This window comes from Winogradskyella sp. 266wxhm (assembly GCF_058964685.1).
In genome coordinates this window covers 3,541,735-3,559,830 of the sequence record NZ_CM179559.1, presented here as the reverse complement: position 1 = coordinate 3,559,830, position 18,096 = coordinate 3,541,735, and the positions used below count along the sequence as shown (strand labels likewise).

Sequence of the window (18,096 nt, the reverse complement as noted above, 5' to 3'; positions counted from 1 at the left end):
ATACTTAGTGAAAGTACGCTAAGTTAAGTGATTATTAGTCTAAAGTCAAGTGAATTGCCCAGCGATAGGGTTATCGTTGCGTTAAAGTTTCCTTAAACCATATTTCAATTATATTTTTCACAAAAATTTAATCATGCACGCAACCATTACATAAATACTGCATCTATGGCAAAACATATTTAATGAATAAATTTCACTACTTATTATTCATTTTTTCAACGCTACTTTTATGTAGCTCCTGCGCTTCTATTTTAAATAGAAAAGAAGTAAACGTAAAAATTTATGCGCCTGATAGTACTAAGGTTGTTTTTAATAACCAAACGCAATCTATTAATGATGATGAAATTATTATAAGTCCAAAAAGATCCAAAGATTCATTACGATTTACCTTAAAAAATGATACTATATCTACTGATTTTGCTGTAAAACGTAGGATTTCAGGTTGGTTTTTCTTTAATATTTTACATAACTATGGTTTGGGAATGTTGGTTGATTTAACCAACGATAAAAGATTCACTTATAAAAATCGATTTAATTTTAAAATCGATTCTATTTTAAATGAATTTTATATTTCGAATGAAAAAGTTATTCCTTTTAAGAAAGGAGATTTTTTCGTCTATACCTCTCCTCTATCCGCTATTGATGTTTTTTCAATTCCAACTGTAACTTTAGGTGGTGAATATTTTTATTTAGATGATATGAGTATTAGTGCCGAATACGGAACCGTATACTTAAAATATTATATAAAAAACAACAGCGATATTCTTAAACAAGATAAAGGACGTTCGTTTAGATACGAGCTTAAATTTTACAATCTAGTTAGTATTTTAAATAACCCTAGAATTAACGAATATATCGGGCTTGAAGCACGTTTTTTACGACAACTTTATACTGATGATATTAGTTATACTGTTATTGACGAAGATATTAGGTACTATAAAAGGGAAAATTATTTAGTTAACAAATCTGTAGATATTTATAATATAAAATACGGTTTAAACTTTCCTCTAGGTAGAAAATTCTATCTTGATCTTTACAGTGGCTTTGGCCTAAGAATTAGGAATGTTAAAAACCCTTATATATATTATGATCCCGAAATTCATATTGCAAATACTGACAATCATGACTTCTTCTATGGACATAATCTAGAAGATTATTATTCTAAATATCAATTTAATCTCTCTCTTGGTTTTAAATTTGGATATAAATTTTAAGCTTGCTACTCACCTCCCAAAGTCCAAATTATTGCTTTTTCTTTAGTCGCTCTAAAAATGGTATAGTGCTCTTCATTGGGCTCGTCAGAATATTTCCAAGTGAGTTGCTGTGGAGCGTATTCCTGAAAGGTTTGCTCTAAACTTCTTGTGTATTGCGAAATATCCTCTACACTACTACCTGCAAACCATAATTTAATATTCTTATCTGCTAAACTATCCAAATAAGTAGCAGCTTTTTTGGTAAGATAATGCTCATTCCACCACAACGAAGGATCAAAGGCAATGTAATAGTCAAAAGCGTTTGGAGTTAGAAAGAAAGTTTCCATAACAAAAAGTCCAGCAAGCGATTCACCTATGATACCTTTTTTAGTACTGGTTCTATATTTGCTATCGATTTCAGGCATCAATTCTCCTGTGATAAATGCTCTAAAATCTTTGGCTCCATCAGTTATTGGACAATATTGCTTATCGTATTCCGATTCTGATGCTCCTGTTAAATCACGACCACGTTCTGTGTTTTCAATACCCACCAAAATAAATGGTGGAATTTGATTGGCCTCAATTAAATCTGCTAAAGTATTAGCGATGTGTGGAAAATCCTCTTTAATACCTCCATCTGGCATATACAACACAGGAAAACTATCTTGGGATTGCTCATAAGTTGGCGGAGTCCACACATTAATAACACGAGTTTCTTTTACAAACTTAGAAGCGACCTCTAAACTATCATGTTTGGGTATTGGATCGTTATAGGTTGGATAGGTTTCTTTGCAGCTAAAGGCTGTTATGGCAACAATAAAACATAAGATTAATCTTGTCATTCGTAATAGCATTTACATTAAACATCTAAATATAGAAATTTAAAACAGTAAAACTCAATTCCCCTCTTTATCATGAGCTTGACTAATCATATGATTAATGCAAAGCCATGTGTCATCTCTTTTTTCAAATACTCTGAGATGATTTATAACTCTATCATTCATAGCGCTGCCATCTGGCCATTGCTGTCCTGTTCTAATGTTTGTAGAACGTACCAACGCAATCTCATTGGTTAGAAAATTAATGTCTGGTCGTTTGTAATTGTTTTTACCAGACATCACAAAATCAAGACTGAAAATAATTTCCAATAATTCCCGTAACTCTTCTTTACCTTGTACTCTATCGCCAAAGGCATTGGTCCAATCGATATCATTAGAATACCCTTTTAAGACGGTTTCTAAATCCTTAGCATCCCAACCTTGATCATAATCTTCTATATTTTGCTTTATAGCAATAATATCTTCTGTTCTATTGGAGGTGTCTGGTGATTCATTGCAAGACACAATAAAGCCAAATACCATAACCATTAAAAAAGTTAACTTTTGCATGATATTGATTTTAAAAAATTAGACGTATCACAAGAAATAAGTCTTTTTGAAAACTTATTTAGTTTTTACTATTTCCGAGCAGCTCGTAATTTCTTTTTTAAACGAATAGCTATAATAGTCGGAATTAAAGCCATTAAAAGACCTATCAATAATCCTTTTATGGTGAATCTCATGGTTTGGTTGGTATCAATATCATGTCTGTGGTTCCATATTTCTACAATCTTTCCTTCCTCATTAAACCTAAACACATTGATTATAGGAATGGTTCCCGAACCAAAAACCACCTTTCCTAAAAATGTTGATGGCTTATATGTTGCTTCCCATCTTGTTGCTACCAAATCACCTTCAGCAATTTGATAATTGATCTTTGAATCCCAAGAGCCATTATCCCAAAAACGATCTGCTGTTATTTTTTGTTCTATAGCTGGTTCTACCACATCTTTTCTATCACCAATATCATGCACAACATATTCTTCGGCTACATAGTCTACATACTTATCTGTATTATTGGTAAACCAAAGATCTTTATAAAAGTTCCAAGCTATGTCTTTATTTCTATTCTGTAAGTTGGGTGGCTGTAAACTATCTCCTTGAGAATAGGTAATAAAAGGCAGGGGCAATAATGCCAAAAGCAATAATGTTGGTTTCATAATCTATGATTTTATAGTTAAAAATTTTACTACTTAGACAAACCTTCCTTATAATAAAATATGCCTAATAATAAAGGCACCAAAAAACAAGCTACTGCAAATACTGTAAACGATACAACACCAAAAAACACCAATAAAAATAAAGCTACAATTAAAAGTATCATAACAATTGCATAAACCTTAGGCACAATACCTTGTTTACTAAATCCTTGCTGAAAATAAATAATTAATACACTTAACTGAAATAATGCTCCAATATTAAAAAGATACAAAGGAGTTCCTCTAATTGACTCAAACAAATATGGTTGACTATCTATGACACTCAGTGTAGTATGGTAACTTCCAATACTTATAGCAAAAGACAATATAAGTACTAAGCTTCCTATAAAATTTACAACCCATAATAAGCTCAAAGGAAAACTTCCTGCAGTTCTTGAATCCTTAAATAAGAGAGAAGATGAAATGGCAAAAAACACATTACCAAATAACGACCAATTCCAGATTGAACTCATCACATCCCAATTATCATATAAAAATTTACCAGCTTCATAATCCGTTCTTTTTATTTCTACAACTAATGATGCCCAACCAGCATTTACCTCTAAGAGAATGCAGATTATTGTTATGAGCGCACCAAGACTCAGCAGAATACCACCATATCTAAATTCAGCTTTTGTAATATATTTCATATTGAATTATTTTTTATAAATCAATCATCACAAACCTTGCTCAACGAATTGTCAATTTGAATAATCTTCCAAGTACCTTTGGTTACCCTCCAGATTCTTGAACTAATTCTCTGAACAGTGTCTCCATGACTTTCTCTTAGGTAGGTCATCCTTACATAATCGTAACCTAGACTTGGGGTAAGTAGTCGTTGTTGGCTTGTCATATCTACAACGATCTTTTTAGATAATTGTGGACAAAACTCTGCTAATTGCTCATACGAAATGAGAACTTTAGGTTGCCCAAACTGAATTTCTGATATTTGAGCTTCTTTATCAACAGACCTTATGATATATTTACAATGATCTGATCCTTCTATATAATTTTGTTGAAACTCTTTGGCTACTTTCTCAAATTCCAACTCTAAATCTTCAGTAACTGAAGTCTTTTTATTTTGGCACGATACTAACAGTATACCTACCAAAACCATTATTTTTTTCATCCCACAATGGCTTAGCTATCCACAATAATTCGAGCTCATGCATTAATTGTAAAACGCATAAGCTCATTTCTTTTGCAAAGATACATAAAGCCTTGATAATAAACATTATTACATTTGGTTTTAATTGTTATGTAAGGTCTTAAAAGTGATTTTAAAGAATCATATTTTTTGCTTGTTTTAATTAAAACGTTTTAAATCCATGAGGATTTTCAGAAGTAGGCAAGAACCAGTAATTACTTATAGCTATTGTTATGCGTTCGTCTTTATTCTATTCTTTCTTTAATTTTATCAAACCAAGATTTAATTTCTTCAAATGCGTTTCTTTCTTTTAAAATATCTATCGTAATCTCACAAGAAATCTTACTATTTAGATGTTTTTTTACAAAACTAGAGCATCTATCTCTATAATTTTTTGATTGTTCTTCCCACGGTTTATCGGGTTGCCTTTTTGAGTGTCTCAATTTTGCAATGGAAGTAGGAATATCTGAATCATCATCTACTGTAATAGATATAGAGAAACCGTCTGAATCAGCAAAACTTGGAATTATGATACTTTCGTGATAATAGTTTTCTATTTCCCTTTTGTTCGTAAGGGTTGCATAATGATTTAATCCTCTGTTGTTTACTTCATCTACAAAGTCTTTGTATTTTAAATCCTCGTCTTTATCGTAGATGTGAATTTCAGTTTTATTTAGTTTTTTTAAATAATTATTTGTCACCCAATGTCCCAAAGTTCCACCACCTAGGCTAATTGTGACAATTCTATCATCATTAACTAAATCAATATCAAACAACGAGGAAATATTATTAAAAAACATAATATCTGTTGGTCCTTCTAAACATAGAAAAGCTTTGACTTTATCTGTGTTTTTTTCTACCGAAGGTAAAACACCCAAAGTTGAAGCTATTTTTTCTAAGTTTCCATTGTTTCCAACTTCTATAAAGTTGTTTCCATTTTCTTTATGCACAAATCGTAAATTCTCTACAGCTATTAAACTAGCTAAAGCTGGACTATGTGTTGTTGTAATTACTTGGGAAGAGCCACTTTCTGAAATTTGAGACAATGCTTCTATTAATTTAATCTGCCAGTCTGGATGCTGAGATGTTTCAGGTTCTTCTATTGCATAAATTACACTTGGTATATTTTTAGCATTTTTCTTTCGTTCCGCTTCTGCACGAAAGAAATTTATAAGTAACAAACGTCGCACACCGCTTCCTCTTTTATTCATAGGAATTTCATCACTTGTAAGAGTAGGTGAAAACAGATTCGCCCATTTTAATTCGGTTGGAAAATTAGTTGAAAGTTGAGAAGCTACTTCCGGATTCATTTCTTTTAACTTCTCAATTGTAAGATTTGCTATCTCTGATATTTCCTTTTCTACCTCTTTTTTAATTTTATTAAGAGCTTCTGTATGCTTTTTTAAAGCTTGTTCAGCTGCAAATTTTAATGGGTCTTGTATTTCCTTATCTTTTTCGTCATTTTTTCTATCACTTTGAAATAAGGCATATAAAGGTAGTTGTGGTGATATTTTATTCCAAATATCTTTTACACCATCCTGACTTATTTCAATTTCAGCAGTTGAAAGTTTAATGTTGTCTGCAAAACTATTCCAAATAGCTTTTCTTATTTCATTTTTTACATTTGCCTTAAAATCGCCGTTTAAATTTAACTTCTTAATTCTGTCCTGAAGTTCTTTTATTTTAAGGCTGTGTAAGTCATTTCCTTTTTCATTATTTGGATGGTTACAAACAATGTAAGTTTTGGGTTTTGTAAGAGCGGTGAAGTCTTTTTTAATTTCTAAGAAATTGTCAGAATTCAAAAGGTATTCACTTTTTAAGTCAGTTATAGCACCCGCATCTAAATCTATCTCTTGAGGTAGATTAGAGAATTCAACTGATAGTTTTACAGTTTCTTTGTTTTCTCTTGCATTTATATTTACATCATCAGAGTCTAACTTTCTATTTTCAAAAAAGATGTCAAGAGCTTCTAAAATAGTCGATTTTCCTATATCATTTTTACCAATTAAAACAGTTAAATCATTGAATGAAATTTTAGTAGCATTTCGATAACCTCTAAAATTTTCAATTGTTAAACTTGCTATTTTCATCTTTTTCTTTTTTTTCAGCTGACGCACAACGTGTTTGGCTATGATTCCGTTGCGAGTAAAATCCGCAGGATTTTCCGAGTAGGAATCATAGTGTTTAAAGTTACTATATTTTCTGTTTTAGCCATATGTAGCAATGGATTATAGCCAGTGTTGTGTACAGTATTTTTATTCCGCAATTTTATAATATTCAGTTTCTTCTCCGTCTGTTATTAAAATCAATTTTTTAGAGTTCAAGTATTTCAATTCCGAAATCCAGTTTCCGTATAGATATGTGTATTTGAGTTTAAATCCGTTTTCGTATTTTATTATTTCCACGAATGAGTGATTGTCCTCAATAATTATTTCCTCTCCATTTTCGGCTGGTTCAAAGTCTTCTAAATTTCCTTTTCCATTCTCAAACCAATAATGATAAACAGTTTTTGAGTCCGAATTTTTTATTTTCCATTTTCCACTCAAATATGATTCTACTTCTTTTTCAGTTTCACAACATTTTAAGTGTTGTCCGAGTAAAGTCAGAGGTAAAAAGGTTGATATTAAAATCAATATTTTTCTCATTTTTCAGCGTTCTGTGGATATTGTACACAACAACTGGATATACTCATTAACTATATCCAACTTATAGGTTTAATGCTTCAATATACACCTTCAAAATCAACCAAACTATACGTAAAGTTACGTATATCGTTAAAAAACAAATATTTAAGGTTAAAACGCAGGCTAAACCCTCAACTTTTACCATAAATAAAACCCTAGGATTTATAGTACCTCTTCTACAAAATCTGTAATTTTGTAGTGCTTTATAAAAAATCACAATACAATGACTTATAGAATAGAAAAAGACACTATGGGTGAGGTAAAAGTACCTGCCGATAAACTTTGGGGCGCACAGACAGAGCGTTCTCGTAATAACTTTAAAATTGGGCCTGCAGCTTCTATGCCTTTAGAGATTGTGTATGGCTTTGCATATCTTAAAAAAGCAGCGGCTTATACCAACTGCGAGCTTGAGGTATTGTCTAAAGAAAAACGCGATTTAATCGCTCAGGTTTGTGATGAGATTTTAGAAGGCAAACATAATGATCAGTTTCCTTTAGTAATTTGGCAAACGGGTTCTGGTACGCAAAGTAACATGAACGTTAATGAGGTGGTGGCTAACCGTGCGCATCAAATTGCTGGTAAAGTTATTGGCGAAGGTGAAAAAACCATTCAGCCAAATGATGATGTTAACAAATCACAATCGTCTAACGACACCTTCCCTACTGGTATGCATATTGCTGCTTACAAAAAAGTGGTAGAAACAACTATTCCTGGTGTTATTCAGTTACGCAACACACTACACAAAAAAGCTTTAGAGTTTAAAGATGTGGTGAAAATTGGTCGTACACACCTTATGGATGCTACACCTCTAACTTTGGGTCAGGAATTTTCAGGTTATGTGGCTCAACTAGATCATGGTATTAAAGCTTTAGAACATAGCTTACCACATTTAAGTCAATTGGCTTTAGGTGGTACTGCTGTTGGTACAGGACTTAACACACCAGAAGGTTACGATGTTTTGGTCGCAAAATATATTGCTGAGTTTACAGAATTACCATTTGTAACGGCAGAAAATAAATTTGAAGCTCTTGCAGCACACGACGCTATTGTAGAAACACATGGTGCTTTAAAACAATTAGCAGTGTCGTTGAATAAAATTGCTAACGATATTAGAATGATGGCTTCTGGTCCGCGTTCAGGTATTGGTGAAATTATTATTCCTGCTAACGAACCAGGAAGTTCTATTATGCCAGGAAAAGTAAACCCTACACAGTGTGAAGCGATGACTATGGTTTGCGCTCAAGTAATGGGTAATGATGTTGCCGTAACAGTTGGTGGTACACAAGGTCATTACGAACTTAATGTTTTTAAACCTATGATGGCTGCTAACATTTTACAATCCGCACAGCTTATTGGTGATGCTTGTGTTAGCTTTGATGAAAACTGTGCTAGTGGTATAGAACCTAACCATGATGTTATTAAGACTTTATTAAATAATTCATTGATGTTAGTTACCGCACTTAACACAAAAATAGGCTATTACAAAGCTGCTGAAATTGCAAATACAGCACATAAAAATGGCACTACACTTCGTGAAGAGGCTATTAACTTAGGTTATGTTTCTGCTGAAGATTATGACGAATGGGTAAAACCAGAAGATATGGTAGGAAGTTTGAAATAAGTTTCATTTTCAAACCATTACCACACAAATAATTTAAAAACGCTAGTAAAATTAAACTAGCGTTTTTTTTTGTTCGAAAAAATGACAATATTTACATAAAACCAACTAAGATGTCTATACTAATAACTAACATAAAACAACTTGTACAAGTTTACGATCATAACGTCACGATTGTAAAAGGAAAGGAAATGAAAAACCTTCCTGTATTAGAAAACGCTTACCTCTATATAGAACACGATACCATTATTGAATATGGCACTATGGACGATTGCGAAGGTTTTGATGCCGAAACGGTTATTGATGCTACCGGAAAATTAGTGTTACCGTCGTGGTGCGATTCGCATACACACACGGTTTATGCTGGTAACCGAACATCGGAATTTGTAGATAGAATCAATGGTTTGACTTATGCAGATATTGCCAATAAAGGTGGAGGTATTTTGAATTCAGCTAAACTTCTTGAAGACACTTCTGAAGACGATTTATACGAACAATCCATAAAACGTGTAGATGAGCTTATAAAAATGGGAACAGGTGCTATAGAAATCAAAACTGGTTATGGCTTATCTGTTGAAGCGGAATTAAAAATGCTTCGTGTGATTAAGCGTATCAAGCAAGACAGTTTAGCGGTTATTATCCCAACCTTATTAGCGGCTCATGCTATTCCAGAAGCATACAAGAAAGATAAAAAAGCCTATATCAAATTGATTACGGAAGAACTTATTCCACAAGCTTCAGAGTTGAACATCTCTCATTATATTGATGTCTTCTGTGAAGAAGGCTATTTTGATATTGAAGATACCGAAGCCATTTTAAAAGCAGCTGAGACCCATGGTTTACGTCCAAAATTACACGTTAATCAGTTTAATATTCTTGGTGGTGTTGCTTTAGGTGTAAAATACAATGCCCTTTCTGTAGATCATCTCGAAGAATTAGATGATAACGATATTGAAGCTTTAAAAGAGAGTGACACTATGCCTGTGGGACTTCCAGGTTGTTCGTTCTTTCTAGGTATTCCTTATACTAAAGGTAGAGAAATTATTGATGCAGGTTTACCTTTGGCGATTGCTACAGATTTTAATCCTGGCTCCTCTCCTAGTGGTAATATGAATTTTGTAGTAGGTTCAGCTTGTGTAAAAATGAAGCTAACACCTGAAGAAGCTATCAATGCTGCAACAATAAATGGCGCTTATGCTATGGGAATCAGTAATATGTATGGTAGTATTACCAGAGGAAAAAAGGCCAATGTTATCATTACAAAACCTATGAATCATTACAGTGAGATTCCTTATGAGTTTGGACACAGTCCTGTAGATCAAATTGTCATCAACGGTCAGTTATTGAAGTAAAAAAAAAAAGTCTGAATTTGTTAGTCTGAGCTTGTAGAAGACTAAGTTGATTAATCCTAATTTTATGAGATTTAAATTAAAACCACATATTGGTGTAGGAGTTGTAAAATTTGGTCAGACAAGAGAAGAAATTCAACTAGCTTTAGGTAAACCTGAATACTCTTCAAAGAAATCTATATTTAATTATGGAGATTTCTCATTGCCTGTCCCAGCTAAGATAGGCTATTACAAAAATGAACTTCAAATTACCTTCGATAATGAAGATAGAGCAGATTTTATTGAATTTTCAGGAAAAGACTCTGAATATATTGAAGTTTACTTGAATGACATTGAAATTTTTAAAACACCAGCGCCACAATTAATCGAAAAAATTTCTTTTACTACAAATTCAGAATTCGATAAAGATGAAAACGAAATACCATATTCTTATGTATTTCCTTCAATTGACTTAGCCGTTTGGAGACAAGTAGTTCCAATCCTAGACGAACAATCTGAACCAATACCTGAATCAGATGAAGGTAAATACTTTTGGACGATTGGAATTGGAAAAAAAGGATACTTTAAAAAAGAATAAATAAGTTCATACTCCAAAAATCTTATACAGACACAACTAGATCAACGCACGACTATTTGAATCTCATATTATCATAAACAAAAAAATCCGGAAGATATACTTCCGGATTTTTTAGCTATCAATCAATCAAACAATCAATCCTTACTTCATTGTGAATTCAGAAGTAGAAATCAATTCTTTATCGTTAAAAACATTGATCTTATATCTACCTTCTTCAAACTTTTGGTCGTCTGCAGCTGAGATATACTCACAAATGTTTAGGTTTCTGTTTTCGTAGTTGAATCTACTGATTAAACTGTAGTTTAATACTTGATCATCAAATTGTAACTGATCGTTAGAACCTAAAATATTATTCTTAGGATCAATTACTTGTACATATAATTCTTTATCACCAGATTCTGCAATAGTGTTTTTAGCTACTGTAAAACAGATTTTAATTTTATCACTACGTCTTGCTCTTTCTGTTGGGATTTGCTTACCACTACTTCTTTCAATCACACCCATACCAATTAAACCTACGGTTTGTAATGCTGATGCATCTTTAACAACTGTTGCTAACTCTGTATTTTGAACTAATAATGAATCTGTGAACATGGTACGTTCAGCTAACTGTACTTGAGTACTGTCTAAAGATGACGCTAAATATTCATTTTCACCTTTAAGTCTATCATTTTCTTTCATTAACACATCCATTTCTTCTTGAAGTGCTAAAAATTTCTTTTTATATCTCCATAAGCTATTAACGCTAGTTTGAGATACTTTAAGCGAATCCATTAAACCTTGAATACGTTCTCTTGCTGCAATAAGATCTTGGTTTTTCACTTTGCTTTCTGCAATAGCTTCATCATATTGAACGAGCATATTGTCTAACTCATGCTGTATTTGTTTCTTCTCTCCTACTAATACTTTTTCAGTTTCTTGTTTATCATTGTAAAGCTTAGAAGTATAAAATGCTGTACCTAAGAAAAGAACTAAAAGGATTCCTAATCCAACTTTAAGTCCTGTACTAGTTTTTTGTGAACTTTCCATAAATTGTGTTTTTTAAAGTTATTGTTAATTCTTGTTTTAAAAACTAATTCGAGATTAAAGTAATTAAATAAAACTGTACTTTTAATTTTAATTTAATTTTTCGTCCAAATGCAACACTTCACTCTATTTACAGAAAAAGACAAACAACATCTTTTAAAGAAACGTAAAGGAGAATCAAAATTTGGAGAACTCGTTCAGTTAATACCTAACCTCACTAACATATACGATGATATCGTTAATTTAGACGTTGACTACGTAATTTTTGGGATTAAAGAAGATATTGGAGTTTACGCAAACCACGGAAATACTGGAGCTCACAAAGCTTTTGAGGCTACTCTAAAAGTTTTGTTAAATATTCAGGATAATAGCTTTACAAATGCTAAACGCATTCTTATTTTAGGCCATTTAGACTATTCAAAAGCCTGCGAAGCGCTAACAACTTTAGATTCAGAAAAGAAGAAAAACATCAATAAAGCCAGAACGTTTGTAGAAACTATTGATAAAGATGTTACGCATGTGGTGTCTTCTATCGTAAAAGCTGGTAAAATTCCTATAATTATTGGTGGCGGACATAATAATGCTTACGGTAACATAAAAGGTTCTGCACTTGCGTGCAATACCAAGATAAATGTGGTGAACTTTGATGCGCATTCCGATTTCAGAGCTGAAGAAGGCAGACACAGTGGTAATGGGTTTAGCTATGCGTTTGCTGAAGGTTTTTTAAAAAATTATTTCATTTTTGGTCTACACGAAAATTATACTTCAGATAATATTTTTAAAGGTCTAAAGAAGATAAAATATCTAAACTATAATACGTATGATGCCATGGAAATACGAAATGAAACTGATTTTAAAGCTGAATTAAAAACAGCATTAGACCATGTTTCTGAAAAATGTTTTGGGATTGAAATAGATTGCGATGCTATAGAGAATATACCTAGCAGTGCTATGACTCCTTCTGGTTTTAGCGTAAAACAAGCCAGACAATTTGTGCATTATTTAGGGAAGGATAAAAATGCTATGTATCTTCATATCTGTGAAGCCGCACCAACAAGCAAAACAGAAACCAAGGTTGGCAAACTTATTACCTATTTAATTACTGACTTTATAAGAGCGCATGGCAATTAAGATTATAGATTACAAAAGCAAGTATGCCAAGCATTTCTATGAATTAAATATTGAATGGCTAGAAACCTTTTTTTATGTAGAACCTTACGACGAAGAGGTTTTAAGTCATCCTAATAAATATATTATAGATAAAGGAGGTTATATCTTTTTTGCTATGAAAAATGACATTGTAGTTGGCACCGTAGCCTTAATGCCAACTGAAGAAATTGGTGTTTTAGAATTAACGAAAATGGCTGTTTCACCTGAAATGCGCGGACAGAAAATAGGCCAGCAATTATTACAGCACAGCATCGATTTTAGTAAAACCAAAGAATTAAAAGGACTTCTACTCTATTCTAACACCAAATTAGAAAATGCCATCTACCTTTATAGAAAATATGGTTTTAAAGAATTAGAACTTGAAAAAGACAATCCCTATGAACGTGCTGATATTAAGATGTTTTTGAAGTTTTAGATTTCAAATTGTTTTTAAGATAAGTAAAAGCACCATTAATTTCCTCAAAAATATGTGCTTCAGAAATTAAATCTGGTACAATATCAATGGATACTAATTTGTCTTTTGGTTGCTCTTGTACTGCTGTTAATAATACCTGAACTCCTCTTTTTTCCAAATCTAAAACAGCATTCTCTATAGCATACAGTCCAGACTGATCTATATAAGGTACACGATCCATTCTTATAATTAATGCCTGAATCTGCTCTGGTATATTTTTTATTTCATCTTGAAAGTGAGAAGTAAATCCAAAAAACAATGGTCCATAAAGATGTTTTATGTAAACTTTGTCTTTATACTCTTCATAGAATTCAATTTCATCTTGCCATGGTTTTTCTCCATCAAAACCAGCAATTGTTCCTACTTCCATGCCTTTTTCACCAATATCACTAGAGCGTTTCATAAACAATAAAGATGCTAGTAATAAACCAATACCAACAGCTTGGATTAAACTACCGAAAGTAGTAATCAACAATACAATAATTAAAACAACAGCATCTGCTCTTGGAACTACTAATAGGTGTTTTAATCCCTTAACATCAATAATTTTTAATGCTATAGGAATTAATAGACCTGCTAAAACCGACAAAGGAATATAAGCCGCCAATTTACCTAAACCTAATAGTACTGCCAGTAAAAACAGGCCATGAACAGCACCCGATAATCTTGTACGACCACCAGAATTAATATTAATTACAGTTCCTTTTGTTGCTCCTGCACCTGGAATTCCCCCAAAAATTGCAGCTATTGAATTTCCGATACCTTGACCAATTAATTCTCTATTACTATTATGCTTTGTCTTAGTCATGTTATCAGCAATTACAGAAGTTAACAAAGAATCTATAGAACCTAATACCGCTAAAACTAGAGCATACTCTAGAATTATAGCGTAAGCACTCGCGTCAACCGAGAACAATCCCGAAACTTGTAAACTTGGTAAACCTGAAGGTATTTCACCAATAATAGGCACATCCCATTGTAGAAAGTAACTTGCTACTGACGCTAAAACCAAAGCCACCAAAGCACTTGGAATAGCCTTAGTTATATAAGGAAATACTACATACACAAGAACTGTAAAAACGCCTAGCGTTAATGCCTGCCAATTAAAATCTGTAAACAACCTAGGTAAATCCTGCATCACCAACCATGTTGATTTTTCAGACCCTAAGCCTGCAAAAGGAAACAATTGCAAAATAATAATGATAAGACCAACACCACTCATAAATCCCGATACTACTGGATAAGGAAAATACTTCACATAACCAGCTATATTTATAAGACCAAAAATGATCTGAAAAACTCCACCAGCTAAAAACGTAAGGATAATAATTGGCATCGCCGATTCTAAACTCCCAGTAAGCTCTATGGAAGCTGCAACCAAAGCAGCCGAAACCACAGTCATAGGACCTGTTGGCCCACTAGCCTGTGTCCTTGTACCACCAAAAATAGCAGCAAAAATACCAACAGCTATTGCGCCATAAAGTCCTGCAATTGCACCTAAACCAGATTGTACACCGAATGCTAAAGCCAATGGCAAGGCTACAACGCCTGCGACTAAGCCACCTGTTAAATCTCCTTTTAAATATTTTAAATTATAATATTTAGACATCATAAAATTTATTCATTTATATGGTTGCTAACCATTTAAAAAATTCATTAAATGGCACCGTTAGTAATACTACAACTAGTATTATGAATACTAATATATGTTTAATTTTCAAGTAAGTGAATAGACTTTCCCAAAATCTACTCATCTAACTCAATAGTTACTCAGTAACTATAATGACAACTAAAATCGTGTCATAAACCCTATACCTAATAGGTAAATATCTTTTTGCTTTTGCCTAAAACCATTCTTTGATATACTACTAGTTTCATTCATAATATCAAATAAGATATTTACTCGAGTATTAGAAGTTATTTCATAATCTGTACCAAACGAAATACCTACACCAAAATTAACGCCACCACTTTTTGTGTCAACCTCATTAGATAAATCATTTATTTTTGAACGTAAAAGAAAATTACCATAAGCACCTATGCTTGTAACAAGATTAAATTTTTGTTCATTATCTAATGACACTCTTTGAACCAAACGTAATGGAATTTGTAAATATTCATTTTTTAAACGACTTTGATCCGTACCATTAAAAAAGCTTGAATTAAACTCTACAATCTCAACACCAGAAAGCAGCTTGGTTTTTTCATTGTCTGAAAAATCATAATCGACATTGAATCGAATTGCAAAAACATTTCCATTTAACAGCCCTACTTTATTATTTTCTAGCGTGGCACCACCAACAGCTAAATTGAGACCATAACTAAACTTACTTTTAATATTTTCATCTTGAGCAAAACTCATCAATGTAAATGCAAAACAGATTATTATTAAAGTACAATTCTTCATTTTTTTATTTTAATTAATTATCACTTAAAGCCTTTAAAGAATCTAACTGACGTTGTAAGGCTTCTATTTTTTCGGAATTATCTTCTACTCTAGGAATACTCATTATAGAATCCATTTGTTGTTCTAAAATATCTTCATCTTTTGGTACTTCTTTGTAGTAATAACCTATACCTTCACTCGCTCTCCAGGCTTCATTTAATTGGTTATAAACCGTTTCGTCCCAACCACTAGGATGTTTTACATCTACCCAAATAACGTCACGATATTCACTGTCAATCAAAACTAAATCTGGTGTTGCAGAGCCATCGAATTGTTGTGCATTTGTATCACTTATAGACGAAATTGTTCCTAAGAAAAATAGACGCTTTCTACCTGCTATTTCTTTTACATAAGGCCTAAACTCTACTGGTGTGCTCGCTTTCCAATCATATTCTTTACGAGATTCTTTCACTTTAAGAGGCATCGCTGATACGCCTGCATAGCCTTGTTTTTTTGAGGCATGATCGTAATAATATAATTTATCCGTACCGTCAGCAGGAATAAATACACTGTAGCTTAAACTTGTGCGCTCGTCTCCTACTGGCTCTAAACCAAACCAATGGTATAAGCCGCTGTAGGCATCAGAGTTGCTACCAGCAAAATCAAAATCGGTGACGTAAGGTTGTTGGTTTTGGTCTTTTGGCATCAACGGAATTTTAACTGCAGTTTCCATATTCCAAGGCAAAGGATCACTAAAACCACCTAAAAACTTTAAAGATTCCGCTTGTAGCTGAGACACCTCTTCTGCTAGTGTATTTTGCTTCTGTAAAAACTTGTAATTCTTTATGTCTTCTGGACTCACAAATGTTCCTTTTCCGATGGTGATGCGCTCTATGTAGTCATTAAAATCATGCTCTCCACTCTCAATAATCATAACTCCACCAAACGTAGGATACGGAAAGAAGAAACCTTTCCATTTGATTAAACTCACCACTTCTACCCAATTACCTTCATCATTTTTCATGTAAAAGGTGTCGCTTGGTTCATAATTGAAAAGCATCCAAGGATTAAAACGTTGTACGACTGCATTGTAGGTGTTACGGCTAAATTTCAAAGACTCACCTATTGAAAAGGTAACTTCAATTCTGTTTTCATTTGAAAATCTCGGAAATGGTGTTGTACTACTAACCGAAAATACTTCTTCAGTATTATCGCTGATACGCTGCATGACGTATTTTTCACTTGGTTGAATAGCCATAGTCCATTTATTTTCTGTACCAATTCTTACTAAATGCGGCAAGGACACATCTTTGGTTTCACCAACGCTTTCATTAGCCATAGAAAATATGTTTCGTAAGGGTTGAATACGCTCGTTTTGAGTTAACGGAAGATCATCGATTTCAACTTTATTGAGATTATTGAATACATTGTAAGTTTTCATGTAATCGTACAAACCTTGATTCCACCCAAAGAAATACAAAACTCCAAAAAATACAATCAACAATCCAAGAATACCTAATCTTGATCCTGTACTGGCTGTTTTCCTGAACTTTCGTAAACCAAAAATCAGAACCAAAAGACTTAAGAGAATAACGAAGATGTATTTTCTAAAAAATAACAATACAGGTTGATAGTCGTCCCTAAAAAAGAACAAGAGAATGAGCAATAATAGCACTACAAAAACTGTAATTCGTTTTTGTTTTGCGCCTTTGTTCCAGTAGTTTTTTATCATGATATCAGCCCCTTTAATTCCCCAGAGGGGAAAACTGGGTATTTATTTTGTTAACAGTATACTTGGCTTCAGTCCAAGACACTTTATTTATTGTCGCTTCATTTCCTTCCCTTTGGGAAGTTTAGGATGGGCTTTACTACATCAACCCCTTATCTTTCAATCGTTCTCTTGCCGATTTTTCCTCTGTTTTTAGTTTCGGTTCGTTTTCTATTTCTTTCTTAGCTTCTTCAACCGCTTTATTATCTTTATTCTTAAGCTCTTCGAAAAAATCTTTGCCTTTTTCTACAACATTATCAAACTTATCCTCTAAAGATTCGCTCTGCTCTTCTATAACTTCAGAAGATTTTATAACGAAACTAGCTAGGTAAGTTCCAATCAATGTCCCAGCAGCGAATGACGCAAATGCAGAAATACCATTATAACTTGAAAATACAGCCAATGGCGTTAAAAATTCTACAATGAGTGCTGCAATTAACACTAAAGTCACCACAAAAATCAATCGTGGTAAAAAGGATTGCTTGTAAACAAACCCTTTTGGATTGTCTGCACGCATCTGTAGTTCTTTGCTATTCATTATTTTATTCAAAAAACGATATGCTCCATTGCCATTGGATTCTCGCCAATACAAGAAAATCCCGAATAATATTGCTACAATAAAAACGACTAAATCTATGCCCATAATG

At 32.9% G+C, this 18,096-nt stretch carries 18 protein-coding genes; 6 read left to right on the top strand and 12 right to left on the bottom strand.

What is annotated here, in order from left to right; all coding sequences use genetic code 11:
• Positions 1-182 precede the first annotated feature (182 nt).
• The gene (locus tag AC2H4K_RS16050) at positions 183-1,214 is read left to right on the top strand and encodes a hypothetical protein (RefSeq protein WP_493742605.1); all 1,032 of its coding nucleotides are present in this window, start codon (positions 183-185) and stop codon (positions 1,212-1,214) included.
• 5 nt (positions 1,215-1,219) lie between these two features.
• On the opposite strand, the gene AC2H4K_RS16045 is transcribed toward AC2H4K_RS16050, so the two are convergent.
• The 7 genes from AC2H4K_RS16045 to AC2H4K_RS16015 all read right to left on the bottom strand — a co-directional run bounded on the left by AC2H4K_RS16045 (position 1,220) and on the right by AC2H4K_RS16015 (position 7,062).
• Positions 1,220-2,035 (bottom strand): alpha/beta hydrolase, encoded by an 816-nt coding sequence (locus tag AC2H4K_RS16045; protein ID WP_281139525.1) that lies wholly within the window; start codon positions 2,033-2,035, stop codon positions 1,220-1,222.
• A gap of 54 nt (positions 2,036-2,089) precedes the next feature.
• Positions 2,090-2,581, bottom strand: coding sequence for a YybH family protein (locus AC2H4K_RS16040; RefSeq protein WP_281139526.1), 492 nt, complete (start codon positions 2,579-2,581; stop codon positions 2,090-2,092).
• 68 nt (positions 2,582-2,649) lie between these two features.
• Positions 2,650-3,231, bottom strand: coding sequence for a nuclear transport factor 2 family protein (locus AC2H4K_RS16035; RefSeq protein WP_281139527.1), 582 nt, complete (start codon positions 3,229-3,231; stop codon positions 2,650-2,652).
• A 29-nt stretch (positions 3,232-3,260) separates the two neighbouring features.
• Positions 3,261-3,920, bottom strand: coding sequence for a hypothetical protein (locus tag AC2H4K_RS16030; RefSeq protein ID WP_281139528.1), 660 nt, complete (start codon positions 3,918-3,920; stop codon positions 3,261-3,263).
• Between the two features lie 20 nt (positions 3,921-3,940).
• Positions 3,941-4,399, bottom strand: coding sequence for a hypothetical protein (locus tag AC2H4K_RS16025; protein WP_493742604.1), 459 nt, complete (start codon positions 4,397-4,399; stop codon positions 3,941-3,943).
• Positions 4,400-4,662: 263 nt separating this feature from the next.
• Entirely contained in the window at positions 4,663-6,507 is a 1,845-nt protein-coding gene (locus tag AC2H4K_RS16020) for an ATP-binding protein (RefSeq protein ID WP_281139530.1), read from the bottom strand.
• A 165-nt stretch (positions 6,508-6,672) separates the two neighbouring features.
• Positions 6,673-7,062 (bottom strand): hypothetical protein, encoded by a 390-nt coding sequence (locus tag AC2H4K_RS16015; protein WP_281139531.1) that lies wholly within the window; start codon positions 7,060-7,062, stop codon positions 6,673-6,675.
• A gap of 262 nt (positions 7,063-7,324) precedes the next feature.
• Between AC2H4K_RS16015 and fumC the strand changes: the two genes are divergently transcribed.
• From fumC to AC2H4K_RS16000, 3 genes are all read left to right on the top strand, one after another.
• Entirely contained in the window at positions 7,325-8,722 is a 1,398-nt protein-coding gene (fumC, locus tag AC2H4K_RS16010; RefSeq protein WP_281139532.1) for a class II fumarate hydratase, read from the top strand.
• A gap of 110 nt (positions 8,723-8,832) precedes the next feature.
• Positions 8,833-10,071 (top strand): imidazolonepropionase, encoded by a 1,239-nt coding sequence (hutI, locus tag AC2H4K_RS16005; RefSeq protein WP_281139533.1) that lies wholly within the window; start codon positions 8,833-8,835, stop codon positions 10,069-10,071.
• 64 nt (positions 10,072-10,135) lie between these two features.
• On the top strand, positions 10,136-10,645 hold the full coding sequence (locus AC2H4K_RS16000; protein WP_281139534.1) for a hypothetical protein: 510 nt from the start codon (positions 10,136-10,138) through the stop codon (positions 10,643-10,645).
• A gap of 141 nt (positions 10,646-10,786) precedes the next feature.
• On the opposite strand, the gene AC2H4K_RS15995 is transcribed toward AC2H4K_RS16000, so the two are convergent.
• Complete coding sequence (locus AC2H4K_RS15995; RefSeq protein WP_281139535.1) at positions 10,787-11,674, bottom strand: DUF8428 domain-containing protein; 888 nt, start codon at positions 11,672-11,674, stop codon at positions 10,787-10,789.
• Between the two features lie 108 nt (positions 11,675-11,782).
• Between AC2H4K_RS15995 and AC2H4K_RS15990 the strand changes: the two genes are divergently transcribed.
• Both AC2H4K_RS15990 and AC2H4K_RS15985 read left to right on the top strand, forming a co-directional pair.
• On the top strand, positions 11,783-12,802 hold the full coding sequence (locus AC2H4K_RS15990) for a formimidoylglutamase (protein WP_493742603.1): 1,020 nt from the start codon (positions 11,783-11,785) through the stop codon (positions 12,800-12,802).
• A complete protein-coding gene (locus AC2H4K_RS15985; RefSeq protein ID WP_281139537.1) occupies positions 12,792-13,256 on the top strand; it encodes a GNAT family N-acetyltransferase in 465 nt (154 codons plus the stop codon). The genes AC2H4K_RS15990 and AC2H4K_RS15985 overlap by 11 nt, the downstream gene beginning before the upstream one ends.
• On the opposite strand, the gene AC2H4K_RS15980 is transcribed toward AC2H4K_RS15985, so the two are convergent.
• The 4 genes from AC2H4K_RS15980 to AC2H4K_RS15965 all read right to left on the bottom strand — a co-directional run bounded on the left by AC2H4K_RS15980 (position 13,234) and on the right by AC2H4K_RS15965 (position 18,092).
• Positions 13,234-14,907, bottom strand: coding sequence for a SulP family inorganic anion transporter (locus tag AC2H4K_RS15980; RefSeq protein WP_281139538.1), 1,674 nt, complete (start codon positions 14,905-14,907; stop codon positions 13,234-13,236). The genes AC2H4K_RS15985 and AC2H4K_RS15980 overlap by 23 nt on opposite strands.
• A 177-nt stretch (positions 14,908-15,084) precedes the next feature.
• Positions 15,085-15,702, bottom strand: coding sequence for an outer membrane beta-barrel protein (locus AC2H4K_RS15975; protein WP_493742602.1), 618 nt, complete (start codon positions 15,700-15,702; stop codon positions 15,085-15,087).
• Positions 15,703-15,715: 13 nt separating this feature from the next.
• Complete coding sequence (locus tag AC2H4K_RS15970; RefSeq protein WP_493742601.1) at positions 15,716-17,413, bottom strand: hypothetical protein; 1,698 nt, start codon at positions 17,411-17,413, stop codon at positions 15,716-15,718.
• A 136-nt stretch (positions 17,414-17,549) separates the two neighbouring features.
• Positions 17,550-18,092 (bottom strand): hypothetical protein, encoded by a 543-nt coding sequence (locus tag AC2H4K_RS15965; RefSeq protein WP_281139541.1) that lies wholly within the window; start codon positions 18,090-18,092, stop codon positions 17,550-17,552.
• Between the last annotated feature and the right edge of the window lie 4 nt (positions 18,093-18,096).